This is a genomic window from Desertivirga brevis (genome assembly GCF_017355835.1).
In genome coordinates this window covers 93493-120412 of sequence record NZ_JAFEWF010000012.1, presented here as the reverse complement: position 1 = coordinate 120412, position 26920 = coordinate 93493, and the positions used below count along the sequence as shown (strand labels likewise).

Sequence of the window (26920 nt, the reverse complement as noted above, 5' to 3'; positions counted from 1 at the left end):
TATTTATATTAGTTAATTTCGCCACAGCAAATAGCGTTGTTGTAATTGGCTTAAAATTGGTTATTCGCTAGGGCAAACTTATCAGGAAACAGCTGGTCACGTCAGTAATATTTAGTCAACTATCAGCACTTTTTGACCAATTATTGCATCTGGAGCACTTTAAAGGCGCTTTTAAAACAGATTCAGTGGTTTGCGCCAGACTATGGTGTGCAAATACAAACAGCTATGTCTGAACATACATGCTCACTAAAATCCGGGGTATCAAAATGTATTAGCTACGCTTTCTTTTACTATACTCGGAGGGGGCAAAACCAGTGAACTGCTTGAAACATTTACTGAAATAAGTAGTGTTATCAAAGCCAACTTTATAGGCAACCTCGGCTACCGATTGTCCTCCCAGATCAAATAATTCTTTCGCTTTCTTAAGCCGTATATCCCGTATGAATTCCACCGGTGCCTTTTGCGTGAGCCCTTTCAACTTGCGGTAGAAAGCCGACCTGCTCATATTAGAACTATCAGCCATAGATTCCACACTAAAGTCCGGATCATGCAATCCGTCCTCTACAAACTTTATAACATTATTTAGAAAAGCCTTATCAAAAGCTGTAATAACAGGCCGGGGATCGGATGAACCTTCGCTTTGCTCATCTCCTGCAAGAAGTTTAAAAAATCGCTGACGTTGTCTGATTAGATTTGCAATTACTGCGAGCAACATTTCAGTATTAAAAGGCTTGGTAAGGTAATAGTCTGCACCATATTTGAGGGCTTCAATTCGACTTTCTACAGAGGATTTAGCGGTAAGTACTATTATGGGAATATGACTGGTTTCAGCATTGTTCCTTAGTGTGTTTAGCATTTCAATCCCATCCATTTCCGGCATCATGACGTCGGTTAAGATAAGATCAGGACGAAACCGGCTTGCTTTTTCAATCCCTTCCAAACCATTTTCTGCGGTTTCAATGTCATAAAGCTCCTTTAATTGCTCTTTAAGAAACAATCGAACATCGCTGTTATCTTCAACCAGCAAAATACTCGTTCTTTTGGTCGAGGCTTCCGAGATGGAGGCCTCGACCGTCGTACTGTGGCGGGAAGGGGAGACGACGATTTCGCTATCAATAGAATCTTTTAAAATTGTGTTTTCAGAAAGGTTGGTGGGAAGCTCGACAACTACGACCAGTCCGCTGCGTCCCTCTACATTTCGAGCGTAAATATTGCCACCGTGTAACTTAATAAACTCCTTTGCTATAGAAAGGCCGATCCCTGTTCCTTTCAGTTGTTTCGAGCCAGACGACTCGCCCTCATAATACAACTTAAAGATATCACCTAGCTCCTTTTCCTTTACCCCGGTTCCCTGATCCCTTATACTAATACGGCAAAGCGATTCCTCGCTTACCACCTCCACGTCAATCTGACTATCTGCAGGTGCAAACTTCAGTGCATTCGCAAAAATATTATATAAAACGGTCTCGATCTTCTCGGCATCGAAAAGAAGTTCCACGCTTTCGCCAGGGCAAGCTATCTTTAGTCTGACATTTTTCTCTTTAAAAGCTTCCGAGAAATATGCCACCACCTGTTCTATAAAAGGCACTATCGCATTTCTGCTTAAGTGCAAGCTGCTATTTCCACTTTGTACTTTTCGCAGATCAAGTAGTTGTGTGATAAAGCGCTCCATACGCTCCACATTCCGCGAAACCATCCTGGCATAACCCCTTCCCTTCTCAGATAAATGTTCATGCTTCAATATTTCTTCCACAGGGTTCTGGATCAGCGTCAAAGGTGTACGAAGCTCATGAGAGATATTGGTAAAAAACTGCAACTTTAATTCGGTTAATCTATGCTCCAGTTCAATTCGCTGTCGCAAAGCAATCATGGTTAGCTCTGTCCTCCGTATTAAACCTACTATTACTATTAGTATACAGCTGTAGGTCAGGTAAGCCCACCATGTTCTCCAGAAAGGAGGAGATACAACTATTTTTAGTGATTTAAATGGGACGTTGGAATAAAAGTCTTGGCGCGTGCTTTTAACTTCAAAGACATATTCTCCGGGCGATAAATTGGTATAGGTTGCCCTGGTACGATCTCCATTGTTACTCCATTCGTCATCCAGCCCCCGCAGTCTGACCTGGAAAGATTCGCCACCTGATTTACGATAATCAAGTAGCGCATAATCCAGGGAAACGGTATTCTGATCATGCTCCAGTTTCAGCTCGCCGGTATAATTTAGTAACTGTGTTAACACACCATAACCTGGTTCTTCATCCTTGTTGTTGATTTGCAGATTGGTTAAAGCCAATTGTCCCCTGATCTTGCTTCCAATAATCTGAGCTGGATTAAACGTAAGAACGCCTCCAGCCATTCCGAATGCCAATTGATCATCTGCCGTCCATGAAACCGTTGCTTCTGAGAACGACTTCTTAGTTAATCCGTCCAGGGAATTGTAATTCTTAAACGATTTCTTCTTATCAAATTTGCTTAGTCCGTTTTGAGTCCCTAACCACAGGTTTCCTTTATGATCCTCAATAAGGCTTGTAATGCAATTACTAGGAAGACCATCTCGCGTAGAGTAGTTCCTGAAAGCCAGGTTCGTCGCCGTTTTTCCAATCACTTTATTAAGTCCGCCAGCCGTTGTCGCTACCCACACCTCATTCCCCGAATCAATCAATATGAACAAAACATCATTGTCTCCCAAGCTGTTAATGTCTCCCGGAACTTTTTTATAGATCGTGAATTTCAGTTCCTCTGGTCTTTTCCCGCGGGGCTCTGTAACAATAAGGCCATTAACGGTACCTATCCACAAGCGACCAAATTTGTCGAATGTCAGGTGGCGAACCTTGTGATAATGGTGGATAGGGTAATTCTTAAGGAGGTTGTCAGCATTGATAAAAGATACAGTCTCACCGTTCACAGATACCAGGTTAATACCGTTACCATAGGTCCCCACCCAAATCCTGCCGTCACTATCTTCAGTAATTGAATAAACGATATTACTGCTTAGAGAACCATATCGTCTGCTATTTTCGAAATGTGTTAAATGATACCTGTCTAAAGAGCTATTTAGGGGTGTTGCTCTATAAAGACCCTTACCTTTAGTGCCAAACCAAATATTCTTTTTACTGTCTTCGAAAATGGTGTACACCTGTCCCAACCCTCCCACCGGCATATTTATAAGGATATCCTGGACAGGATTCTGTTTGTCAGACTTATAATACACGTAGAGACCACCCGCTTTTGTACCAAGCCATTGTCTTTTTTTACTATCCAGTAGCAGGCTTCTTACATCATTTGTTGCCCGCAGTGGAGTATTACTTACGGGAACCTGCATCTTAAAATTCGCTTCATGGAAATTGACTTTATGCAATCCCCTGTCGTAGGTGCTTAACCACATTACACCGTCCGGATCGTAAAAAACCGCCGTAACGCTATTTGAAAATTGACGGGTAGCTGAATTTGGGTTGTTATAAAAGTAAGAGATCTGATCGCTGCCTTTATCATAATAGCCAAAGCCCGCGCCCTTCATCACCGTCCATACACGCCCCTGCTTATCCTCAAAAAATTTGAATCCCCTAAAGTTCTGCAAGTAATCTGCATCTGTACTCTGCATGTAATAACTGAACCGGCGATTTGCCGGATCAAATCGAACCACACCAAAGCCATCAGGACTAAGCCACAGGCAACCTGACCCATCTTCGCGTATGGCATGCAAAGGTTTTGTTTCGGCAAATACAAAAGTTTGTAATGATAAGTCGTTGGGGTTCACGCTAACAATTTCGCCTCCTTCGGTAGCACAAAAAATAGCGCTGTTTTTTGTGGAAACTCGCAGGGAATTAATGCTATAGTCAGACACCTTTTTATTTGTCAGCACTGCTGATCGTTTATCAAAGACAAACAAATTTCCTGCTTCTGTTCCAAGATAAATACGATCTGCACTTTCAGCAATGGCATTTACCGATAGGTTATTCAAACCGGGATAACCACCGGTAGCTTTATATTTTCCTTTATCTAAAACTAGAAGTTTTAGTCCCTTTTTAGTTCCTATCCACACCCGCTTTTGCTCATCCTCAAGAAGAAAATTAATTGCTGCGCAGGGAAAACGTTTGTATGAAGGTGTTGATGTATTAGCATGTTGAATGTGAAAAGCTCCGTGTCTTAGGGAAGTAAGCCATAAGCTATTCTTACCAGAGAGGATAATATTCTTGAAAGCCAACTGCCCTTTCGTACTCTCCTTGATAATATCAGCAATTGCCAGAAAATGGCCTGTACGTTTATTGAAGCGGTAGATCTGCTGATCATTTGCCCGCAGCCAGAAATAGCCGTCGTAGCCCTCCTGAATTTCGTCAATCCGGTTGTTCTTCAACGCCGAGCTGTCTCCAGGGGAACTTTTGTAAGACACAAAAGAATGGCCGTCGTAACGGTTCAGGCCGGTCCAGGTCCCAAACCACATAAACCCTTCCCTATCCTTGACTATGGTTGAAATTCGATTATCAGAAAGCCCATCCTCAGTAGAGAAATGGGTAACCGAGCAACTAGGTAGGCCTTGAGCAAAGCCAGTAGAAATAAAGCAAAACAGCGCTGCGCAGAGTTCAACTATTGAGCGTCTATACCCTCTTTTACTCCAGCTCATGCTTCATTTCCTTTGAAGTCTCCTCAGCACCGCCTACTTTTCGAATACGCAGTGCCATGTAGGGCCTACCAGGAAGTTTTATCGACTTTTTATTTTTGTCAATAAAACGGTAGTTATCCCCTTTCATGGGCTGCAGCTCGAATACATCTTTTACAGGCTTAATAGTCATGTTCCAGGTGTCAATGATCTCTGCTCGGTAGGAAGCTCCGGCAGTGACACCTCGTTTGGGAAGTATAAAAGGCCATTCCTTTAATTTCTCCTTTCCGAAGTAAACCAGGTAGAAATCCCCCTGCTTTCCGGCCATATTGGTCTCGTAAAAATGATCGATCGCCTCTAGCCCTTCTTGCGGGCCACTCTCAACAATTTTCCTTAAAAAATTAATCCTTGCCGGACTAGTACCGGTTAAGCGGCCTCCATTAGATATCCAGGGACTTTCAACATAGGATTCTCCATGCGTCGCATAACCTCCGCCAATGTACGCATTCCAGAAACGGAAGGTAAGTTCCTCACCTGAAATCCTCCCCCAGCGACTCGCGATGTTTCCTTCATAATTTATTTCGTCGTGTACAACGGGCTTCCTGTAAATGTCCTTTAACAAAGGAGTTCCCCATTGCGCTTTAGCTGCGTTATAGTACTGCAAACTCACGTGCGTGATCCAGGGCTTGTTATAGTCATAGATCCGGTCTGCATTATGGATTGACCGGAGGTGCTCATGAGGATCGTTCTTTACGATCACTTGAAAGAGCCTGTCCCAATCTTCATCGGTAAGATGTTTAATGAAGCTATTTTCGTTGGCAAGGCTCCACCAGATATTCCGGAAGGCCCCGTAACGGGCAATCATATATTTCAGGTACCGGATGTTGGTTTCTTCATCCATCGTATCAAAACCCCACTTTCCTTTATCATATGGACGGAAAAGGATCAGATCAGCCTCTATCCCCAGATCCTGCAAATGTGCGATACAGCTGTCGAGGTTTTTGAAATAAGCTGGATTAAACCTTGAAAAATCCCAATCGGCCTTAGAGCTTCCCATAAAGGGAAAATCAGTCAGCTTTAATGGGCCGTTCAAATATCTCTCTTTGTAAGGCGGTATTGCCAGGACTCTTGCTTTATTGAAGGGACTCTTCCTTAAGCTCTCCAGGGTTTGTTTTTTTGTAGTAGCATCCTGGTAAGGCCATTCATAAATAGTGGTTCCAAAAGGATAAAAGGGTGTTCCATCTGCATATTCGAAGTGATAGGTATTACGTACCCTCACTTTACCATGATTTTTTCCAGAGCTTGCTGTACAGGTGAAGCTGCCTTTCTGATTATTCAGCTCAGACTTATTGCTTTCAATCGAATAGCTCCACACCCCTTCCAGATCGGGCATAAACCTGATCTTGTAAATACCCTTTCCATCATAAAAACCCTCAGTACGGTAAGTCTTCTCCCCGTTATGAAAAACTGCGCTTAAGGTAGTGCCGATATAAGGGTTTCCAGCTTCAGAACCTTTTAAGACGACTTCAAACATTCCCCATTTCTCTACTGATTGCTGGGCTGTTAGTCTGCTTGAAACAAGAAGTAAAACAAGGACAATAAAGAGTTTAACGGTTATAAAGGATTTTAAGCAGGTAATGGATCTAAACATGGATATAAATGCCTTAATAAATTTTCCTGACCTGCTCATGTCCCTTACCTGTATTTACTTAAATACTGTCAATACATTTACCCTGAAGGAAAAGCTATGGAATTAAGCGGCCGGCCAGTAAAATTTAAAGGTAGTGAATTATTAGAAAACGCGTCAAGATGCTTCTTGTAAAACTCAGGATACGTAACGCGGTGCCGGCTATCCAACCAAGACAGATCAACTTATTTAACAAGCCAACTCCGTTTACCTATTTCTAACCTTATTGAAAACTCACTACAGTTTTATATTCCGGCACAAACTTCAGACTATTAACTTTTAGTAAAGATTTCGAGTTTCCAAAGTCCGGCAGCGTCGATTGGTTTAGATCCTTCAGATACGTAGCATTCTTATGGAGAGGCCGGATATAGAAAACCATTTCACGGGCTTTGTTGCTGCTCAGCAGGTTTCGTAAGCCAATGTCCCAGGGCATACCTTTGTAAAACTCATCAAACACAAGATTTCCATCTACAAATCCCATAGCAGTATCCCCGGTGTAGTCTATCTGAAGAAAAATATCATTTAAGGCAGGACTTAGATCAGGAAGCTTAATGGAAAACTTCTTCTCTCCAAATTTCACTGATTGCACCGTAAAATCGCTTTGCGGTAGTGTAATTGAATACGCAGAGACAGACTTGCTTCCAGCTTTGGTGGATTTTAATGGGTTATTGCTCCTGATAGTTCCTGAATTCACTTTCGGATAAATTTCAAAGGAAAGCTTGTTATTTTCCCTACCCAAGATTGTAAGAGAATTTTCGTCCGGAATGATCGTGTTCTCCGAAAATATTAATCTTCTCTTACCTGCAATATCTACCAGGTAAGTTTTAAGTGCAGTTTCTTTCGTTAACACCAACACTTTAACTTGTCTTTTACCCTCAGTAATCAAAAATTCTGCTCTGTCACCAAGTGCTGTTACTATGGTACTGCCAGCAGTATTTTTGACGGTGGTAAGATTTAAGGCATTTACATTCACACCAGGAGCAAAAGAAAATTCAGGCTTAATCCCCTCAGGAGCAAAAAACACATAGAATAGATCTTCTGGATTGTCAACTCGAGCCATCAACTGCGCCGTTGCATACTGCAGGTTCACCCCTTCCATATTAAAATTAAAAGGCAGTATAAGATTCTCGTCAGGCTGAAGGTCGAAAGAGCCGGAAGCGGGAAGGTTAACTTTTCCTTTAGAGGTATTAATGGAGAAGCGAAGGTTCCGTTTGTAAGTCATCGTCGTGTCGTCCTGAAAATTATTCAGGAAGAGAAAGCCTGAAGTGCCATTACTCCTGACCGAATACCTCAGTTCGCTAATATTTTCCGGCTTTAAAGAGGATACATTTTCTGGTAACACAATTCTCATAGGCGCCAGACGATCGCCGAAATCGTTTAAAAACCAATGTAGCAGCTTCAAGCGATGATACCCTTCACGTACCTGGCCAAACTCACCTATAGGAGCCTGAAAATCGTAAGAGATCTTGGGTAATCCATAAGCCTCATCACTGAAATAGTAAGCGTCGTTGTGAGGAGTCGAACCGCCGTGATACATATAATATCCTACTCCGTTGGCCCCACTGCCCAGGCATCGGTTGATCATGGCATCGAAACTTTTATGAACCGCAATAGGACGCCGGGAGTACACAGTCATGATACCAGAACCTAATTCAGCCGGAAAAACAGGATAATCCTCCGTGACATAGCGCACAGGAGAATAGTCTGGCTTCTTCCTCATGTCTTTATACAAGAAAAAAGGAGAAATATCCTTTTTAGGTGTCCAGAACGGATAGGCGTAAGCCGCAGTTACCGGAATACTCTCGTTAGGCACGATAGCTGCATTCCCCCAGCCAGTTGCAGTATAAAGAGGCGTAATCAGTCCAGCTTTCACAGCAAGCTCCTTTAATATTTTCATATGATCATTACCCAAGGCTGCATATGGATTATTCTCCCGGGATACACCAACTCCCTCCTGAGTTAAGGCCAGGTCGCGCTCAGAGGCGGTCATATCATGAGGCTGCCCTGGATAAGTTAATCCCCAGGGAGCAGCGGAGTGTTGATATTCATTTTCTATCTGAACACCAATAACCGGCCCTCCATCCTTGAAATAGGTACCCTTGATTTCATCAGCAATGGCCTTATAGAACTTCTCGACGTAGGATAAGTAGAGAGGGTCATTTGAACGAATAGAAAGAGGTTTTCCCAAAAGCCAATCGGGAAGCCCTCCATTACGTATCTCACCATGGGCAAATGGGCCGATACGGACAATAGCATATAATCCATTTTTTCTACAAAGCTCTAAAAACTTCCTTACATCCCTATCCCCCGACCAGTCGAACTTCCCTTCCTTTTGTTCATGGATATTCCAAAATAAATAGGTAGCTACAGTGTTAATACCACCCGCCTTCATTTTTTTCAGCGATTCATCCCAATAGCGGCTTGGATAACGACAAAAATGAAATTCGCCCGTAATCGGTATCCATGGCTTTCCATTAAGGCTTATATATTGATTGTTTACCGCAATACTTTGCCCGTTTTCCCCTTCGCCTCCAAGTTTTAATGTATTACGCGGCTCTTCAGGAATGCCACTTGCATCGATTGAATAGATCGTCTGACTGCCCGCAGCAAAATAAAGGCAACAAAGAAACGTCGATAAAAAGGTATTAAGTTTCATGGGCTTACAAAAAAAAGGGAAGCAAATTCGGCTTCAGGAATTACACTTATGGTTTAACTTTATTTTGGTTTGAATTAGGCTTCAATTCGTCAGGACTATCCTTCGTGTACGTCTTAAATTGCTCCCTGGAAGGATTTACAAACACGTCTTTTATCACCTCAAAACTTACCGCTTCCCGAGGATTGAATTTGTCAGAAGCCATATAATTTTGGAGACTATAGAATAATGCCCTGGAAGCTGGCCGGTCTATATCCTTTCTCAGATCCGCACTGCTAACAATGATTTTTCCTTTTCCAACCCTAGCTTCGTAAATCAAGGCTAACCGGCGGTTCAGGAACCAGGTATCAATTGGCTGAACTAAGGGTTTGAAACCTGCAGGAAAACCTTCCATGATCATTACCTGAGATCGATCAGCAATATCCCACCATTGCAAGTCGGAATGGTAGGCGGTTGGAAAGTCTGCAAAGGCTGGACTCTTATCCCGGATAAACATGCCCGTAACATGAGGAGGCCTCATCTTGAACCAGGAGGTATTCCAGAAAACAGGAAGAAAATGCATGGCAACCTCTTTGCCCTTTACTACCTTGCCTGCAGCATTAAGGAATACCTTGCCGCCTCTACTTAAAACAGCTTTGGCCTTCTCATCTAATACTGTAGTATAATAGACATCATTCTTAATTTCTTCGGTTTTGTCAGGGTAAACCCAAAAATCCCAATCGTTTACAAAAGGCGTATCTTCTACACGAACTTCCAGGTTAAGCTGAGTTGGTTCTGTTATGGAGGATAATGGATAGCTTATTTTCCCAACAGGGATACCATTTCCTATTTCTATGCTTTTACCTTCAAAACGTCCCGATGCCACTGGTTTACCTTCCGCACCTTTTATTGTCCAGCTTATTACAGCATTTGTTAAGGGTGCCGCTCCTGAATGGAACATATCTATTCCTGCTTCCAATGTTTCGTTATTGTTAAAAACAAATTTTGGAAGACGCGCAAGAGGTACTGTAGTATTACAAAAACGCCTGAACTCGCTGGATGACATATAGCCTTTACCTTCCCAGAAAGCATCAAGGATTCCAACAAGTGCAGTTCCTTGTCCCGGGAAATCTTGTAATCCTAATAATTGAAAACCTCCGTAACCAGGTGTGCGAAGCATCTTCTCAATTTCATTCTTATAACAAAGAGCTTGCAACTTTCCTGAAGCCATTAGAAAATCCTGAGCTTGTGCTCCCATTCCACGGTCTTTCAGATCCTGCTGAAACATCTCAAAGTTTTTGGCACGGTACACTCCGGTATACTTCCTGATTTCATCAAAATTAGGGAATACACAATATTGACCGATCTCATGAGCTACAAAAGGTACTTTGAATTTGGATAAAGGCTGAGAAAAATCAGATACAGTTTCAGGACGTTTATCCCAGGCTAGTCCCCGTATTCCGCCTCTTACCTGAAATTCTGCCTTTGGAACGATGGGCCAGCTTCCCCCTACAGACATTCCCGTATATACACGGCGGTCATCTTTATTCTTCCAGTAATCCACAAAAGCATTCAAATATTTAACCTGATCGCCTGCCGGTTCGTTTCCTGCCGAAAGCATGGTAAAGGAAGCATAATTACCGTAGGCCTTCGCCATGCGGTTTGTTTCATCGTATAAGTACTGATCTATGGGTTGCCCGAGACCAATCTTGGGCCCATGGTTAGGCCAGCTTGGCCCCTCAGGTTGAAGGTATAGCCCTATTTTGTCTGCTGCTATAAAAGCAGCTTCCGGCGGACACCAAGAATGGAAGCGCATATGATTAAGGCCGTGATCTTTCGCAATTTTAAAGATCCGTTCCCAAGCGATCTCCGCAGTGGCTGGATAACCAGTAAGAGGAAACTCGCAATTATTCAAAGTGCCACGAAGAAATACCGGGCGACCGTTTATCAGGAAGCGATTGCCCTCAATCTTAATTTCCCGCATACCAAATTGTACTTCCCTGGTACTTTCAACCTTTTTTGTAGTTAAAATTGCGGTCAGCTTGTACAATGCCGGATTAAACTCGTCCCAGGTTTGCATGCCCTGCCCAAATGGCAATTCGAGCTCCAGAGATGTATTGCCGGCCTTTGCAACCGAAAAAGCGCTGGAAACAATCTGTGTTTCATCTTTTGCCTCAACATTAAAGCTTTTCGCAGAAATCGAAATCTTACCGGATGTCTTCTCTGATCCTGTATTCCTGATATTCAGCTTTACTCTTGCCTTCCTGTTCTTTATATCCGGAAAAACCTGGATGTCCTCAAAGAAGACCGGCGAACCAGCGTTCAACGCAATCTTACCAACAACACCGTTCCAGTTTCCCTGGGTATGATCAGTAATACTATGGGAGTCGGGCCCTACATTAATTTCTTTAATGCTGTTATCCACCCGGATCGAGATCAAGTGCTTACCAGGACTTAAGTTCTTAGTCAGATCATATTCATGAGCCGTCACAAGGCTGTTCTGCATCCCGATCTCCTCTCCGTCTACCCATACCCTTGTTTCAATATGTGATCTCTCCAGATGAAGAACCACCCGCTTTCCCTTCCATGCCGAAGGGATGTTCAGCTCTTTTTGATACCAGGCGGCACCTACGTAGTACTTCTGAGGAGTTAGCCAGAATGGGATATGAATATTCCCAGGCTGGCGATATTTCTCTAACCTGGGATTAAAATAAAAAGAGCTATCGTAAATACTACCGGTCCACTTGGTCTTCAGGGTAATCTCGTCGCCCTTTAGATTTTCCGCCATTGATCCAGGTAGTTTAACCTCCTCTGCCAGGCTTTTTAAAAACCATTTTTCAGCAATTCCTTTACCATTAGGGTCTGCCTGAAACTTCCATTTCCCGCTTAAAGAAATCGTTTCATCGCCTTTAAAGGCTGTGAATGCAATAAAGGCGATGAATAGAATAAATTTATTTAATTTGATCATGAATGTTGTTCCTATATCATAATTCTTTCAATACCAGCTCTAAATGCAAGTGGGCTCCAAAATGCATCGCATCGTATTCCAACACTTCACGTAAAGCTTTTTCAGATTCAGCAGCTTGTCCCATTCCGGCTAGTCCCAATCCGGATATATACAAACAATGGATCCTGTTCCTTAAATTAAGGTCATCCTCAAAGATCAGCAGGTTAGGAAGTGATACTGCAAAGTAATCAATCTTAGTTTCATCTTCCAGATGAGCTTTACCATATCTATCAAGATTTTCAAAAATAACCCTGGCTTTTTCCTCCGCTCCTAATTTCTGCCATGCCAGTCCCTGGTAGAAGATCTTATCCGGCTGCTGATCATTATAGAACATTGCAGCACCAGGTTCAGATAGACCAACTGTCGCTAATTCAAAAAACTCTATGGCTTTCTGTGTTTCGCCCAGACCTTCGTAGGCACATCCCAGCCAATAGAAAATGTCATTCTCCTGCGCTCCGAACAGCTTTCCTTCGCCCAGGTTGTGTGGATAGAACTGGGCTTCCTCCAATTGAGAAATGGCCTTCCTAAAATTACCATCTCCAATGTTTTGCTTTGCTAGTTGAACCAGGGAATAGATGTATTGACCGGATACTCTGCCTTCTCCACCTTCCCAGGGATGAAACTTTCTGGCCATGATCAGATCGTAGGCTTTCTGAAAGTCGCCCAGAAAATTATAAAGAGCGGCCCTCTCAAGATAAAGATCATCACGCTGATTTGCCGTTTCAAGATTTTCTTCCAGCAGCTTTATTCGCTCCTGCGGACTTTTGTTGATTCGCTTGTAAAGCTGATCCAATTCCATTAACACCCTTGCGTCGGATCTATCCAGGGCAAATGCTTTTTCAAAACTTCCAAGAGCTTTATCCGCTAAATTAAGTTTATTAAAGTAAGCTATTGCCAGATTCCGGTGAACTGTTGGAAATGTAGAATTCCTTTGTTCAGAAAGCTCCCAGTTATTAATCGCGTCCTGATATTGGCGTTTATCATACCAAAAGTTTCCCAGGTAATATGGAGCCTTATAATCAGCAGGATTTTTATTAATTGCAAATTCGAGAACCGCAATATCTTCAACACGGTTGGGGAAACATAGATAAGAACTGGCCTCGGCAGCTTTCGCAAGGTGTAAAGAACTTCTTACATCGTTTAGTTTATGAAAATAGAATGCCAGGTAGTAATCTGTAAGCGGACTACTATCATCCTCAGCTACTAAGCGAAGCAATTCAGTTGATTCTTCATAAAGCCCTGCAGCAGCATAATCAATAGAGTACTCGGTCAAATTGTGAGCGTTCTGCCTGGATAGAGTTAAAAGTCGCTGAATCACCTTTCCAGCTTCTTCAGTTCTTCCCAAATCATTAAGCACTTGTGCTTCTTCATATAGAGCACCCAGATTAAACAAATCACGTTTTAGTGCCTGTTCAGCTACAGCAAAGGCTTCTTCATATTTTTCAAGATTTCTCAATATAGCCGCTTTTAAAACATATGCCTTCCCATTGTTGGCATTACGGTCAATCGCTTTATTGATATTTTCCAAGGCTAGATCAAAGTCCTTTCTTATCACATCTATTTGAGCAACTGAGAAATAAGCAATATCCTGCCAAGCGCTGCTCCAGGTTGCTTTGTAGAAAGCATTGTAGGTTTCTCTATCATTACCCAGGTACTTTTGAGTTAATCCCAGGTTATAATAAGGTTCGCTATCGTAGGGGTTAGGATTTCTGCTTGTTATCGTTTCAACCGACTTCTTAAAATAATCAAGTGCTATGGCAAACCTCCCTCTTCTCAGGTACCATAAACCTAAAGCATTATTGCAACGAATATCTTTTGGATCACGTTTAAGCGCTTCGTTATAATAATCAAGCGGACTATAGGTAGCATGCCTGTATTGCTCCAGGTGCTGGCCAGTAAGGAATAATTGCTCATTATTCTCTACCTCCTCGGGTTTTAAGGCAGCCTTTGCAGGAGCTGGCATAGGATTCTGTTTGTTGGAAACAGGCTCATACTTTAATACCTCCCGTCCTGCAGCATTCAGTATTTTCACTGAAAATTGCTTCTCATCGCCACCTACCGGAAGCTGAATTTCTCTTTCATATACCTCCTCAGGACGTATAGAAAAGCCCTCTTCGTGAAGAACATTGCCTTCTAGAGAAAATACAAGCTTTAAACCCGACTGGACTGAAGTAGCATATATTTTAATAACTGCCTTATCATCCGCCTTTTCGATATTCAACAACAAGTCCTTTGTTGCATTCTTCACCAGTCCCAATTCCTGATAAGGAAGAAAATACTGTGTGAAGGTTTTCTCTTCATAAGGCATCAACCAGCTGAAATCAGGTTGGTTATCTGTAAACATACCAGTCATCAGCTCGATATAAGGACCATCTTCATCTGTGAGGTTCCTGTCCCAGGCCTGCCCGAAATCACTATACCCCCATGTCCACTGTTTCTTACCCGGAGACACGTGGTGACTGGCAACGTGCAAAACTCCCGCACGGGTATCGTGTTCATAGCCTCCCATAAAATCATACACCGAGTTAATAGCCATGTATGAAGTAGGGACCGGAATATTTTTATACCTGGAAATATCCGTACCGGGAGAATAATCTACCTTATAGTAAGTACCGGTAGCAATCGGAAAAGTGGAAACATCACGCTTACCATGATCGAACACAGCATTTACATCAGGTGGAAAAACGGATTGATAATCATCATTCACTTTAACAGCCGGGTTTGCCCACCACAGAAAGGTTTGCGGCAAATTAGTTCTATTATAAAGCTTAGCTTTAATTTCTAAATAAGCCTTATCCGGATGAAGAGTAAAACATGCCATTCCCTTCGTGCGAAACATCTTCTCAACCTCATTTACCCACACGGTTTTACTTCCGTCTTCATTTTCAGTAATGGTATAATCAACCGGTTCAAAGGTACTTGGACGATGGTGTTGCGGCCAGTTAAATTCTATTCCTCCAGAGATCCAGGGACCAGTGAGGCCTACGAGCGCCGGCTTAATCACCTGGTTATAGTAGATGAAATGCCTCTCCTTAATCTTATCATAGGCCATCTGAACCCGTCCTCCCAATTCCGGAAGGATCATGATCTTGAGATACTTATTTTCCAGGAACAGGCCTATGTACTCTTTATCAACTTTCTCGTCGAAGATCTTTTCAATAACCGGATTCGGATAAACCGCCCCGCTGCTTCCCTGGTAAACCCTCTTCTCAAAAAACATTGGGTTCTTATCGGGTTGGCCAATTCCATAAGTAGGGATACTTACTTTCTCCTCCCAAACCGTTACAGGATTATTGCTCATACTATACTAATTGTTTTAATACCTTAATTGAGAATTGCAAGCCTAGTGCCCGGCAAAGCTTTGTTCGAGTTCTTCCAATGTTTGCCCTTTCGTTTCCTTCACCTTTCGAAGCACAAATAGAAATCCGAGAAAACAGATCACTGCATATAGATAAAAGGGACCGTAAGTACCCAGTTTCTCCGCCAGAATGGGGAAAGTAAATACCAGGATAAAATAAGCACTCCATAGAGATACAATGGCAACAGAAGATGCTACACCACGGATAGTATTAGGGAAAATCTCAGAAATAAGCACCCAGGTTACTGGTGCTAAAGAAGTAGCATACATGCCAATAGCCATCATAACAAAAATGGAAACGACACCTGCCGCAGCCTGACTTTGCAACAGAAAGGCCAGAACTATATAAACTATCGATAAGCCGATGGAGCCGATGAGCATCAATGGCCTGCGCCCCAACTTATCCACCTGCCACATGGCAAGCAGTGTAAACAGCAGATTAACAATGCCAATAGAAACCGTCTCAAAAAGCTGCCGGTCAAGACTTGCTCCGACCGATTCAAAGATGGTGGAGGTATAGTTGAAAACAACGTTTATCCCGCACAATTGCTGAAATACAGCCAGGGTAATCCCTACCAGCACAGCAGGCCTTACTGCCTTTTCAAATACAGCAGAGTATGAGGTTTTCGTTCCACCCACCAGCGACTTCTCGATCTCTGCTGTCGTCTTTTTAACAAATTCTGCCGATCCAATGGTGTATAGAACGACCTTCGCCTGCTCCGTCTTACCAGCTTTAAATAACCAACGAGGACTCTCTGGCAGCCAAACTACACCCAGATAAAATAAAACAGAAGGAACAGCTCCTAAACCGAACATCCATCGCCAGGCATCCGGACCATTATCAGCGAGGATATAATTAACAAGATTGGTAATAAGAATACCGGTAACTATGGTCAATTGATTGATCGCAACATTTCGCCCCCTTACATGCGCAGGAGATACTTCGGCGATATACATGGGACTTAACATGGAAGCCATTCCCACTCCTATCCCTGCTATAAAGCGCATTGAAACAAAAAGAGCGAGCGAGTTAGAAAACGCCATTCCCAGTGATGAAACCGCAAAAATTGCAGCAGCAAGCATCAATCCTGGTCTGCGGCCATACTTGTCGGAAAAATTTCCGGCCACTAAGCAACCAACAATACAACCCAAGGCAAGCGATCCGGTTAAGAAGCCCTCCCACCAGGCGTCCAATTGGAATTCTGCTTTCAAAAACGGAAGTGCACCGGAAATTACGGCAAAATCAAATCCGAACAAATACCCCCCTAAAGCAGAGATAAAAGAAATTCCGAGAATGTAACTATTGTTGAAAGTCACGTTTTGAGAAGCCATTTCTTATAATTTCAGGTCTAATTGGAATTGTAAAGGTAGTTTTTGCTATTCTTTCCGAAATGGATTATCAATTTAATAAAATGGATTATCTTACGACGTCAAACTAATACTACTGTTACTCTCATACTATAGTATGGAACTCAAAGCAAAGCAGGAAAACAAGATTGAAGAGGGCTTTCCCGGACAACAAATGATTGTCTTATCGCCCGACCGGGTTCTGGCTATACAACAAAATCCGTTAGGTAAAACCCTGCATCCCACTGCGGTAGGACATTATCCTCACGCTGCCTTTCACCAACGCGAACGAAAGACAGGCTGCGATCAGTACATACTTTTGTATTGCACCAATGGGAAAGGATGGATAAAAATTGACGAACAAGAGTTCACCTTAACGGCTAATACCTATTTTATACTTTGTAAAAATATTCCGCATAGTTATGGAAGTTCATTAAGAGAACCCTGGAGTATTTACTGGGTGCATTTTACAGGCTCAACTGCCGACCTCCTCTACGAGCGGTATACATCTGAACTAAAGTCAATCCCTTACGACGCCTCACTAATAAACGTCTATCATCAAGTATTTCATCTCCTCGAGAATGACCTTGGGACACGGGAAATCGATCTTCTTTACGTCAAACTGCTACAGTTTCTTAGTTCATTCATATATTTCACCTCGTCAGAAGAAGAAGAAGAAGACAGGGTGGCAAATTCAATAAGCTATATGAAAAACAACCTTTCCAAAAATATTAGTATTAAAGAATTGGCTATGATGGCAAGTTATTCGATCTCCCGCTATTCGGAACTCTTCCGTGAACGCACCGGATACGCCCCTATCCAATACTTTCTACAATTGAAGATCCAGAAATCCTGTCAATATCTCTATTTTACCAAGATGACCATCAAGGAAATTTGCAAGGAGGTTGGATTTGATGACCAGTACTACTTTTCAAGGATGTTTAGAAAGCAAATGAACATTTCGCCTCTGCAATACAGGAAACAACACAAAGGATGATAGTTAGTGAGATAGTATTATTATTTGAAGAGAGGTAGTAGGTTTCGTAATAAAAAAAATCCGCAGAGCCTTATGTTAAGCTCTACGGATTGTATGTGTTTCAACAATAAGAAGTTGAAGCAAGATTATGCTTAATTTGGTCTTCCTGTATGGTGATTGAAGTTTTTGTAAGCAGGACCTTTCAATTTCTGCTGCTCATTACCACCTGTGGTCACCAGGGATTGCTCTGCTTTTGAAGCATTTCTTCCCGCTTGACGGTTCTTATACTCAGGACCCTGAAGTGTTTCTACAGTGGTGGCTGAAGTTACTTTTGTTGGCGCAACCTTATGCATCCAATGCTTATAGTTTTTATATTCAGGACCTTTTAGATCACTTTGTTTTACTTCGCTTTTTTCTTGTGCCAAGGCACCAAATGAAACGGCAAACAACCCTAAAATTACTAACGCTTTTTTCATGACTGTTTTCTTTTGTTCTTAACAAATTTACAGTCGACAGAGGCCCTTTAGCGTTATATGAATCTACGCTATTTGCATCCGTATTTATACGGATGCAAATTTGATTGGTAAATTTAGATCAGATTTATTTCAGTAGCTTTTTTAATAAGCTCGGCCGTGTTTTTCACCTCAAGTTTTTTGAGGATACTATTACGATGGGTTTCTATTGTTCGTGTACTCACAAATAATTTAGCAGCAATTTCTTTTGTGGTAAATCCCTTAGAGATTAATCCCAACACCTCGGTCTCTTTCTTTGACAGAACATCATCGCTGACACTTTGGGTTGACATAAAATTTATCATTTTCTCAGAGATTTCGGCGCTGAAATATTTTTTTCCTTTATGAACAGTCCTGATAGCGAAGATCAGTTCTGATTCATCAGTATTCTTTAACAAGTAACCATAGGCGCCCATCTTAGCGCATTTGGCGATGTAGTTACCAGCACTATGCATAGAAATTACAATGGGCTTTATTTTAGCATCTAGGTTTTTTAATTCCTTCAAAACCTCAAAACCGTCCATTTTTGGCATCGTAAGATCCAGTAAAACTATATCTGCCTCGAACCCCTGTTTTATTACGTTCAAAAACTCGTAGCCATCAGCAACACTTTTAACAATTTTAATGTCGTCATGCTTTTTCAGTAACTCTACAAGTCCATTTCTAAAAAGATCATGGTCGTCGGCAATTATTAATTTTATCTCATTCATAATTCAACAGGAAGTTCAATTTCGAAAGTTGTATTTCCGGGTAAAGCGTTGATCGTAATTTTACCATTGCAAATGTCTACACGCTCTTTAATGTTTGTGATTCCAGACCCTAGTTTCACGGTGCTAATATCAAAACCAGAACCATCATCAAAATAGAAAAGTGAAATAAACTCATCAAATTCTGAAAGTGTAATTCGTATGTTTTTCGCTTTAGAATGTTTTAATGAGTTATTTAGCAGCTCCTGGCTTATTCTAAAAAGGTTGATTGCCTGATGGTCAGTAATATTTGAGTTTTCTTGTTTGGTAAGATCCTCAAATTCAATATTTATACTGGTTGACCTGTTTACGTTTTCGATGTAATTTGTTAGTGTTACGCCAATTCCAAAATCATCTATTGAAGCAGGCATTAAGGCGTTCGACATTGACCTGATCTCGGAAATGGTTTCATCCACTATTTTCTTCATCTCAGCTTTCTTCGATTCATTTTCGACGTTATTTTCAATATAGTGCTTCAAAGAAGTTAAATAGGGGCCAACACCGTCATGAAGTTCCCTCGAAAGCCGGCGCCTCTCGTTTTCCAAACCGTTAACCAGCAATCGCTTGGCCATTGTCCTGGTATTGTCCTCCTGGTTTTTAAAATCGATAAGCTTATTTCTCATCGTTAGAAGACTTTTCCCAAGCACATCATTAGCACTATTAGGTTTGTAATCTGTATTTAGATCCATATTGCCAATGGCCTCAGAAAATTTTACGGCACCCTGTAAAGACGCTTTCAGGTTCGACAGCGCATCAAACATTTCCTTTATTTCGTTTGAACTCCTTTTATATTCGATGGTCTGATCGTAATCTCCCTTAGCCATTATTCTCAGGCTATTTCGCATATTCTTTATCGGATCAATAATGATCCGTGTCAGGAGAAGAGACAGGGTAACAGCAACCAGGAAAATAACAAAAGTCAGCGTGGTAAGCCTCATCTTCAATTCATGTAAAGGCTTGGTCACCTCACTTACATCGATTTCAGAAAGAATGACCAACTTCAAATTTGAGATTTGAATTCGACTATAGACACTATAAACTGGAATACCTCGGTAATCCGACAAAATACCTCTTCCATTTACCCCTTTTAAGGCACTTATAACACCCTGCGTTTTTACATATATATCATACGGCTTTTTATCCGGAAAGAAGCGGGACTCTGAACGCATTCGAAAATCTTCGCCAACCAAGTAGGTCTCCCCACTCTCGCCCATACCGGTTCGTTCCAGAAGAATGTTTTGTATATCGCTGTAGTCTATAACCTCAATCTTCCTGCCTTTACTGGTATTTAAAATAAAACCTATTGTTGCTTTTTTATCCTTATGATAAGGTGTAAGATCATGTATTCCATCGATAACTTTTATACTATCCGGAAGCTCGAAAACGCTACTGTCAATCATTTCACTATAGAGCCTAGATTCCGCAAAACTTTTCCACTTAGTCTTAATCAGATTTTCTATCTGAATACTTTCGAGGGTTTCGATAGAATTCAGCTGCATCAGAATACGGTCATTCAGAACATTTGAAAACTGTTTATAAAACAAAAAAGACAACAGAGCGATCACAAGTACGATCAAACTGTTGATTATAAGCAGTATCAGTGTTTTGATGTTCATTAAATCCTATTTACGTTATGGTTGCCCCATAAAACTACCAATTTCGAGCATTGAAAAGGTCTTTTCGAATATCTACAGATACCTGTTTGCGACCCTAAAAACTTACCTCTTTAAACCTCAATTAGTAGCAGTATTGATTGAAGGCCTACATGTGCAACTACAAAGTAAGAAATTTCGGGATTAGAATAGGAACTTATGCATTAATAGGTTTCTATTAACAATTCAGAGTGGAAATGAATGACCATAGAGAAGATTGTGTTATTAGGAAGAATAATGAAGAAGCCATTCGGAGACTGGCTTCCTTAGGCGGTGATGAAACATTAACACTCCGGCTTATTCTTCCGGAGTGTTATTAAAGGAATCCTTGGGAAGCATTCTATGGCTATGGATAAACAATTGTCATAGAATGCTATTTACGTGATTTCAATAGCAGGTTTCCCACCTCAGTTCCATCATCCCGCACCATTCGTAATGCTAAGGTTTTCCTGTCTGCCCTCACGCTAATTAAAGTCCTTTTCCCTTCTTTAGGGCCACCTCCTATTACAATCGGATAGTTATGAGTAGATGGATCTGCCTGATGAACTCCATATTGATGGGTATGCCCGCATACCATCAGATCAATTCGAGATTTACTGAATAATGGATTAAAGAGCTTCCGGCAGTGTAGGGTACCGTGCCCTTCTCCAGAATGGTAGACAGGGATGTGCATCATTACCACCCGGAAAGGAGCCTTTTTAAAAGCATCGCTTTTAAGTTCCTCTTTAAGCCATTCGGCCTGCTGTTCCCGGTATTCATCAAAAGCAACCAACTGACTGTACTCAGCATGGTCATCCGCTTTATCTTCCCCTGTATCCAGTACAATGAAATGCACCGGTCCTTGTGTGAACGAGAAATAATACTGTCTTCCGGGATTGGTAAAGTAATCAGGGAACTCGCGAGCATACTTTCCGCGGGTTTCGTGGTTTCCCCTGGCATACAGAAATGGTTTCTCAGCGGCAAAAAGAGATGTTAAAGGCGAAAGCAGGTGATCGATCATTTGCCGCTCGTCCGTCTGATAATCAAACATATCTCCATTTAAGAAAACAAAGTCGAAAGGATCCTGATTATTTAATGCAAATAAATGTTTGAATGAAGCGGGCCGGTCGTGAATATCATTAAATACCAGCCAGTAAACCTCATTTGCAGTAGGATTAAGGGTAGTAAAAGAAAAAGTCTCACTGCTAATGCTTTCCCCCCAGGTCATTTTATATGGTTGAAAGTCTACAATTTCTTTTGAACAGATCCGGTAATTATAACGTGTATTAGGTTTTAAACCGGAAATTTTCAACTCATGGATCCTGGTATTAGCTGCTAGTAATCCAAATTCTGCTGTAGTAATTGCCTTTTGGGTTAATTCAGCTTCCCCGTATTCAATCCAGGAAGCAGCCACTTCGTTGGTGATCCACCTGATAACCACACTATCGGCGGTGAGTTGTTGTAAATACGGCTGAGTAAGAAACTTAAAACCAGCGCGTAGCTTTTCCTTACTTTCGTTCCCATGAGCAGAGGCGCTTACTACGGAAGGAAGCAATGCCAAAGCACCCGTTTTAGCTACCTGTCCAAGGAAATTCTTCCTGCTTATTTTATCTGCATTCATTTTAATAATGGCCTTCAATTAATTATAACCTGTATTTTGCTTTAATGATGGGTTCAGAATGATCTCCGAAGCAGGGATAGGAAATATCCGTCTATATACATCGGTGTTTGTTTTGCCCCCCCAAGAACCCTCGAACTTTCCGAACCGAATAAGATCATTTCTTCTCCAGGCCTCCCAGCTGAATTCGCGGGCCCGTTCCGCAAGCATATCGTTCAAAGTTATCGACTGAAATGGTGTAGCATTACGAATAGTCCTTACGTGATTTACCAGGCTCAACGCTGTATCAGCATTTGTAGCCGTGGCCCCCCTTAAGATTGCCTCATATTGCTCTCCGGTAAGCCAGGCTTGACCCTTTCTCGCTATTCTTAGCTTATTAAACTTACTAATAATAACGCCGATCTAAAATAAAAAAGGAGTTTGATATATACTACCAGACTCCTTTTTTTGGAATATTTACTAATGCCCCTACTTCTTCGCCAAAGACAATTCCACTACAAATGGAAGGTGATCAGAAGCATAACTTGCAATACCACTACGAATAACCTCCTCATTAAGGAGAGTAAAATCGCCATGCTTTGCATAAAACACGTAATCTATTTTACGTGTGGGATTAGTATTGGGAATCGTTGGTTCTAACTTCTTGCTTGCATTGGTGTAATAATTCGTTAAAAGATTAATTGATTGACTGGTCCCCAAGGCATTCATATCGCCGGCTATAATAACAGGTGCTTTCAGAGCGGCTGTTACATCTACTATTTTTTGGGCCTGAAGCATCCTGTTTTCTTCCTTATTCACATCAAGGTGAGTGCTTCCGAAATAAACGATCCGATTGTCAGGAAGCAAAACCTTAACCAGAGCCAGGGCCCTGTCTTCATAATTCCCCAAACTAAGGTCTTCCGGAAGCGGAATATTTTGCAGGTCACTGATCGGATACTTTGAAAGAATTCCGATACCATACCCACCACCATCATAAGGAATTGCTTTCGCAAAGAAATAGTGCATGCCTGTCTTTTCTGCCAGAACTTTGAGTTGAAATTCGCGGTTAGAACGTGAAGCTGCACTATCTAATTCCTGAACAGCTACCAGATCAGCTTTTGATTCCTTTATGATGGTAGCAATAGCATCAAGGTCTATCTTACCAGAATGTGCAGGAGGGTTGGCATGATGGATATTGTAGGTCAGCACTCTTATTGACTGCCCTTTACCAGACTGACTTTCGGCTGGTTCTTTGTCAACTATTTCTCCAGATCCCTTAGAACACCCGAGAGCGATAGTGGATCCAAGAAGAAGGATAAATGCGAGAGATTTTTTAAAAGATAGAAATCTATAAAATAAGTGCATAAATAGAATAACTTATAATGGATATGAGTGTATGGATTCAGAATTATATTTGCTGCGAAAATCTTCATCAGGAACTTTAATCTCCAGGGTAGTTGTGGCCTGTCCGTTAGAAACAGAGTAAGCTTTTACCATCACAAGTCCAAAAGCCTTATTATCAGCGACTGTTGTTCCCCAGCGCCAAGCGCCCCATCCAATGATAAAACCTTTACCTACCTGCAACTCACCATTAAAACGTCGGTTAGTAGTTCTGATGTTGTAATTTTCGCCACCTTCACTTATCGGCCCTAATATTTTTGTTTCCAGGAAGGAGGTAAGATCTCCATCCCACTCGAGGGAATTAAAGGCAGATTCAGTAATACTATTGCGGTTTACCGTTACCAGCGTATAAGTTGCCTGATTGAAGCCAGCCATATACGGAGCCATGGCTGTTTGATATGCCGCTCCCGCCTCTACCACACCTGCAGGCATAATGCGGAAACTTGAGGCACTATACTTCACAAAAGCGAAGTCGAGCATAGTTTGTACAGAAGCAGCACTAGCGGCGTCAAAAACATGGGGAGCACGATAAGCCGAGAACCAGTTTTTCTTACCAGGACCAATAGCCGTAGTTAGTTCGACGGTAAATGTTAATAGCTTGTTATACACTTTCAGTACAGGTAGTTCGATCACTTTTTCTTTGTTCCCCTGATTTCTTCCTGTAATTCGTACAGCTTCAGCGTTCTTCACCCCATTATACGAAGCTGTGAAATTGAACGCGTCGGCAGGTGATCCAATAGCTATTGCAGTCTCAGGTCCATAAACGCCGTTAACTTTTAAAGCATACGATAAACTCGCAATGTTACTTCCCGATGAAACGGAGCCAGAGATGGTATTAGTCGCACCGGCGAAAACTTTACTAATTGACGTAATTCCTCCTGCAAGCGAAATATTAACAGCATCGTCAACTACAGTCTGTATTTTAAAAGTATCTGTTACCGTTCCCTGATACATATTTGTAGCTTTCAATATAATCGCGCTTAAGCCTTTTTGAACAACTAGTTGGGCGGAAAAATCCGTACTATTTTTATTGCTGAATTGAAGGGATTGAGCCGACGATTCCACATTGTTCACCACACTGCTAAAGCTGATAGAAGATAGGTCGTATTTCGAGTTCACGTGACCTGTAATGGTTAGCTGTTTGTTTTCAAAAACAGATTGCTGAAACTTCACATTATCTGTAAAAGTCAACACAGGTAGTTCCCTTATCTCTTTAAAGTTCAGATGTACTTCCGAGCTGCGATTCAACTTGTCGAATGAAACAATCACGAGCTCAACTAAACCGGGCTGAGCACTGAAAACAATATCCCTTTGTAATTTCTCAGGAAAATCTGTGGGGTCGTAATTTACAGGGGTACCTGACTCGGTACCATTCGCATTCTCTTTTATAAAGAAATAAGAGAGCCTTCTGATCCCTTCAATTGACTCGACCGTTACTGGGATTGTAACCCTTTGTCCTGCGTTTAATTCCTTCAAATCTGGTGCGTCGTCGCTCACTGCAATCTGAGGTCCAGCTATTGTCTCTACGTCTTTTTTACAAGAGGAGAAGGAAAGAATAAATAACATGAGTACCGGCAAAAAAAAGCTTAAACCTTTTTTCATAAATATCTTGGATTTTTATTTGCTAATATTTTTTTTCGGGAGCCTACTGTTTCCAATTAGGATTTTGAATAAGCTTAGGATTCATGGTAAGATCTTCGATTGGCAGCGGCCATAAATAATCTCTATTCTCATCAAAGGTCTTAATGATATTCCTGTTAGTGACGATCACGCCTTTTGTTCCCTCAGAAAGATCACTAACAGGAATTTGGTATACACCTGTGGATGGAGGTTTAGCACCTGCATAAATTTCCACGTCATTGCTATTATTTCTGTCGAGATCAAAAAAGCCTGGACCTGGAAAATACATTCCTTTGAACTGGTCAGCGAGTAGATGTCCCTCTTTCCATCTCATCAGGTCATCCCATCGAAAGTTCTGCTCCATTACAAGTTCAACGCGTCGTTCCCTTCTTATTTCCAGGATAAGGCCTTTGTTAGCTCCTGATACATTTTTATATAATAAAGCTTGATAGGCGTCGGGATTGCCATTAGCAACACTCAGTATAAGATTAGGCATTCCAACACGATCGCGTAATAATTTAACAGAGCGATCTAAATCCTGTTGGGTGATAGTCCCAAGCTCGGCCTTCGCTTCTGCAAAGTTCAGAAGGACTTCAGCGAAGCGGAACAGCAATAGATCCTGAGCCGACTGCCCGCTCATATCCATTGCGGGATCATTCATCCATTTAATCGGTTGATATCCTGTTACGGTAGCATCAAAATTAGGAGCCATCTCTTGCCCACTTTCCGCAGTCCCGTTAATTCTCCGGTATCCCGGTGTACGGATCGTCTGGGCCAAACGAGGATCACGGTTTTGGACTTCTTCATAAAATTGGAGGGTTTCGTAGTTTGGAATGTCAGTAAAACGAGAACCATCGCGCATTAGGTAACTATTTACAAGGCGCTTTTCGAAACCGGGCTTTCCCTGAGTGCGCGAAGTAAGGTAAAATTGCAAACCATGTTTGAGATTAAGCTCAGCAGAATAACGTCTACCAAGAATCACTTCAGTGGCTACAGGGTCTAATGTTTTATGGGCAAACAGATCCTGATATGGCCTTTTGGAAGGGCCAGTTGTTGCGGTATATATATTATAACCGCCGGAGGTCATCAGAAGATCAGAGGCACTAACACATTCCTGCAAAAAACGATCAGCACCAGATACATTAAATTCAGTATGATACTTTCTCCAGGTACCTTCATAAAGGCAGATCCGTGATTTAAGAGCCAGCGCTGTCCATTTGGTAACCCGTTCAACACTTTTAGTTGCGTCCAGATGCTCAATAGCAAAATCAATATCAGCCAAAACTGAGTCCATCACCAATGCCCTTGGATCACGAGCTCTTTGAAGTGCATCTTGATTATTCGTTTCAATAACTTCACTATACCAGGGCACATCACCGAAACGTTTTACTTTCTCAAAGTAAAAGTGAGCCCGGAAGAAACGCGCCAATCCAATGTATTTATCACGTACTGATTTGTTAGAATAGCCTTTAACGTTTTCGTTATTGAGGAAGAAGTTAATATCTCTTAGTTCAGTCCAATCCCATCCTCCTCCTGAGGTGGGTATTAAACGCGTTCCACTGATTTCCCTGCCTACCGAAGACAAAACGATATTATCCGCTGTTTCGCCATAGATTTCCGCCGCATCTGGTAGGAATGAATAGAAGTAGTTTGTATATGACTTCAGGTCGTTCTCCGACTTGAAATAGGTCTGAGGTGAAACTCTTGCAGTTGGATATCTTTCTAAGAAATCATCTTTACATGCTACAAGAGTCGTTACTGTTAAAAGGAAGAAAAATGCCTTTATCGTTAATTGCTTTTTCATTTCTG

General features: G+C 41.8%; 15 protein-coding genes. 1 reads left to right on the top strand and 14 read right to left on the bottom strand.

Going from position 1 to position 26920, the window contains the following annotated elements:
- Positions 1-271: 271 nt before the first annotated feature.
- The 6 genes from J4N25_RS23680 to J4N25_RS23655 all read right to left on the bottom strand — a co-directional run bounded on the left by J4N25_RS23680 (position 272) and on the right by J4N25_RS23655 (position 16613).
- Positions 272-4621, bottom strand: a complete 4350-nt coding sequence (locus J4N25_RS23680) for a hybrid sensor histidine kinase/response regulator transcription factor (protein ID WP_207424368.1) — start codon at positions 4619-4621, stop codon at positions 272-274.
- Positions 4608-6287 carry a DUF5060 domain-containing protein gene (locus J4N25_RS23675; protein ID WP_207424367.1) on the bottom strand — a complete coding sequence of 560 codons (1680 nt, stop codon included), beginning with the start codon at positions 6285-6287 and terminating at the stop codon, positions 4608-4610. Before J4N25_RS23675 ends, J4N25_RS23680 begins: the two co-directional genes overlap by 14 nt.
- A gap of 220 nt (positions 6288-6507) precedes the next feature.
- Positions 6508-8940: a beta-galactosidase gene (locus J4N25_RS23670; protein ID WP_207424366.1), complete on the bottom strand. Its 2433-nt coding sequence runs from the start codon at positions 8938-8940 to the stop codon at positions 6508-6510.
- Positions 8941-8986: 46 nt separating this feature from the next.
- Complete coding sequence (locus tag J4N25_RS23665; RefSeq protein ID WP_207424365.1) at positions 8987-11884, bottom strand: exo-beta-1,4-galactosidase; 2898 nt, start codon at positions 11882-11884, stop codon at positions 8987-8989.
- Between the two features lie 16 nt (positions 11885-11900).
- Positions 11901-15224 carry a DUF5107 domain-containing protein gene (locus J4N25_RS23660; protein WP_207424364.1) on the bottom strand — a complete coding sequence of 1108 codons (3324 nt, stop codon included), beginning with the start codon at positions 15222-15224 and terminating at the stop codon, positions 11901-11903.
- A gap of 42 nt (positions 15225-15266) precedes the next feature.
- Entirely contained in the window at positions 15267-16613 is a 1347-nt protein-coding gene (locus J4N25_RS23655) for a sugar porter family MFS transporter (RefSeq protein ID WP_207424363.1), read from the bottom strand.
- 133 nt (positions 16614-16746) lie between these two features.
- On the opposite strand from J4N25_RS23655, the gene J4N25_RS23650 reads away from it, so the two are divergent.
- The gene (locus J4N25_RS23650) at positions 16747-17625 is read left to right on the top strand and encodes an AraC family transcriptional regulator (RefSeq protein WP_207424362.1); all 879 of its coding nucleotides are present in this window, start codon (positions 16747-16749) and stop codon (positions 17623-17625) included.
- Between the two features lie 131 nt (positions 17626-17756).
- Here the strand turns inward: J4N25_RS23650 and J4N25_RS23645 are convergent, their stop codons facing one another.
- From J4N25_RS23645 to J4N25_RS23610, 8 genes are all read right to left on the bottom strand, one after another.
- Complete coding sequence (locus J4N25_RS23645; protein WP_207424361.1) at positions 17757-18080, bottom strand: hypothetical protein; 324 nt, start codon at positions 18078-18080, stop codon at positions 17757-17759.
- Between the two features lie 113 nt (positions 18081-18193).
- Entirely contained in the window at positions 18194-18826 is a 633-nt protein-coding gene (locus J4N25_RS23640) for a response regulator (protein WP_207424360.1), read from the bottom strand.
- Positions 18823-20478: a sensor histidine kinase gene (locus J4N25_RS23635; RefSeq protein WP_207424359.1), complete on the bottom strand. Its 1656-nt coding sequence runs from the start codon at positions 20476-20478 to the stop codon at positions 18823-18825. The genes J4N25_RS23640 and J4N25_RS23635 overlap by 4 nt, the downstream gene beginning before the upstream one ends.
- A 409-nt stretch (positions 20479-20887) precedes the next feature.
- A complete protein-coding gene (locus J4N25_RS23630; RefSeq protein ID WP_207424358.1) occupies positions 20888-22114 on the bottom strand; it encodes a purple acid phosphatase family protein in 1227 nt (408 codons plus the stop codon).
- Positions 22115-22132: 18 nt separating this feature from the next.
- Entirely contained in the window at positions 22133-22321 is a 189-nt protein-coding gene (locus J4N25_RS27265; RefSeq protein WP_500784471.1) for a hypothetical protein, read from the bottom strand.
- Positions 22322-22579: 258 nt separating this feature from the next.
- Positions 22580-23455 carry an endonuclease/exonuclease/phosphatase family protein gene (locus J4N25_RS23620; protein WP_207424357.1) on the bottom strand — a complete coding sequence of 292 codons (876 nt, stop codon included), beginning with the start codon at positions 23453-23455 and terminating at the stop codon, positions 22580-22582.
- Positions 23456-23467: 12 nt separating this feature from the next.
- Entirely contained in the window at positions 23468-25093 is a 1626-nt protein-coding gene (locus J4N25_RS23615) for a hypothetical protein (protein ID WP_207424356.1), read from the bottom strand.
- A gap of 43 nt (positions 25094-25136) precedes the next feature.
- Positions 25137-26915 (bottom strand): RagB/SusD family nutrient uptake outer membrane protein, encoded by a 1779-nt coding sequence (locus tag J4N25_RS23610; RefSeq protein ID WP_242696005.1) that lies wholly within the window; start codon positions 26913-26915, stop codon positions 25137-25139.
- Positions 26916-26920 lie beyond the last annotated feature (5 nt).

Coding starts and splice junctions, on each gene's coding strand:
- J4N25_RS23615 (WP_207424356.1), bottom strand. CDS start 25,093: ATGAAAAAAGGTTTAAGCTTTTTTTTGCCGGTACTCATGTTATTTATT.
- J4N25_RS23620 (WP_207424357.1), bottom strand. CDS start 23,455: ATGCACTTATTTTATAGATTTCTATCTTTTAAAAAATCTCTCGCATTT.
- J4N25_RS23635 (WP_207424359.1), bottom strand. CDS start 20,478: ATGAACATCAAAACACTGATACTGCTTATAATCAACAGTTTGATCGTA.
- J4N25_RS23665 (WP_207424365.1), bottom strand. CDS start 11,884: ATGATCAAATTAAATAAATTTATTCTATTCATCGCCTTTATTGCATTC.
- J4N25_RS23675 (WP_207424367.1), bottom strand. CDS start 6,287: ATGAGCAGGTCAGGAAAATTTATTAAGGCATTTATATCCATGTTTAGA.
- J4N25_RS23660 (WP_207424364.1), bottom strand. CDS start 15,224: ATGAGCAATAATCCTGTAACGGTTTGGGAGGAGAAAGTAAGTATCCCT.
- J4N25_RS23655 (WP_207424363.1), bottom strand. CDS start 16,613: ATGGCTTCTCAAAACGTGACTTTCAACAATAGTTACATTCTCGGAATT.
- J4N25_RS23680 (WP_207424368.1), bottom strand. CDS start 4,621: ATGAGCTGGAGTAAAAGAGGGTATAGACGCTCAATAGTTGAACTCTGC.
- J4N25_RS23645 (WP_207424361.1), bottom strand. CDS start 18,080: ATGAAAAAAGCGTTAGTAATTTTAGGGTTGTTTGCCGTTTCATTTGGT.
- J4N25_RS23670 (WP_207424366.1), bottom strand. CDS start 8,940: ATGAAACTTAATACCTTTTTATCGACGTTTCTTTGTTGCCTTTATTTT.
- J4N25_RS23610 (WP_242696005.1), bottom strand. CDS start 26,915: ATGAAAAAGCAATTAACGATAAAGGCATTTTTCTTCCTTTTAACAGTA.
- J4N25_RS23640 (WP_207424360.1), bottom strand. CDS start 18,826: ATGAATGAGATAAAATTAATAATTGCCGACGACCATGATCTTTTTAGA.
- J4N25_RS27265 (WP_500784471.1), bottom strand. CDS start 22,321: ATGCTTGCGGAACGGGCCCGCGAATTCAGCTGGGAGGCCTGGAGAAGA.
- J4N25_RS23650 (WP_207424362.1), top strand. CDS start 16,747: ATGGAACTCAAAGCAAAGCAGGAAAACAAGATTGAAGAGGGCTTTCCC.
- J4N25_RS23630 (WP_207424358.1), bottom strand. CDS start 22,114: ATGAATGCAGATAAAATAAGCAGGAAGAATTTCCTTGGACAGGTAGCT.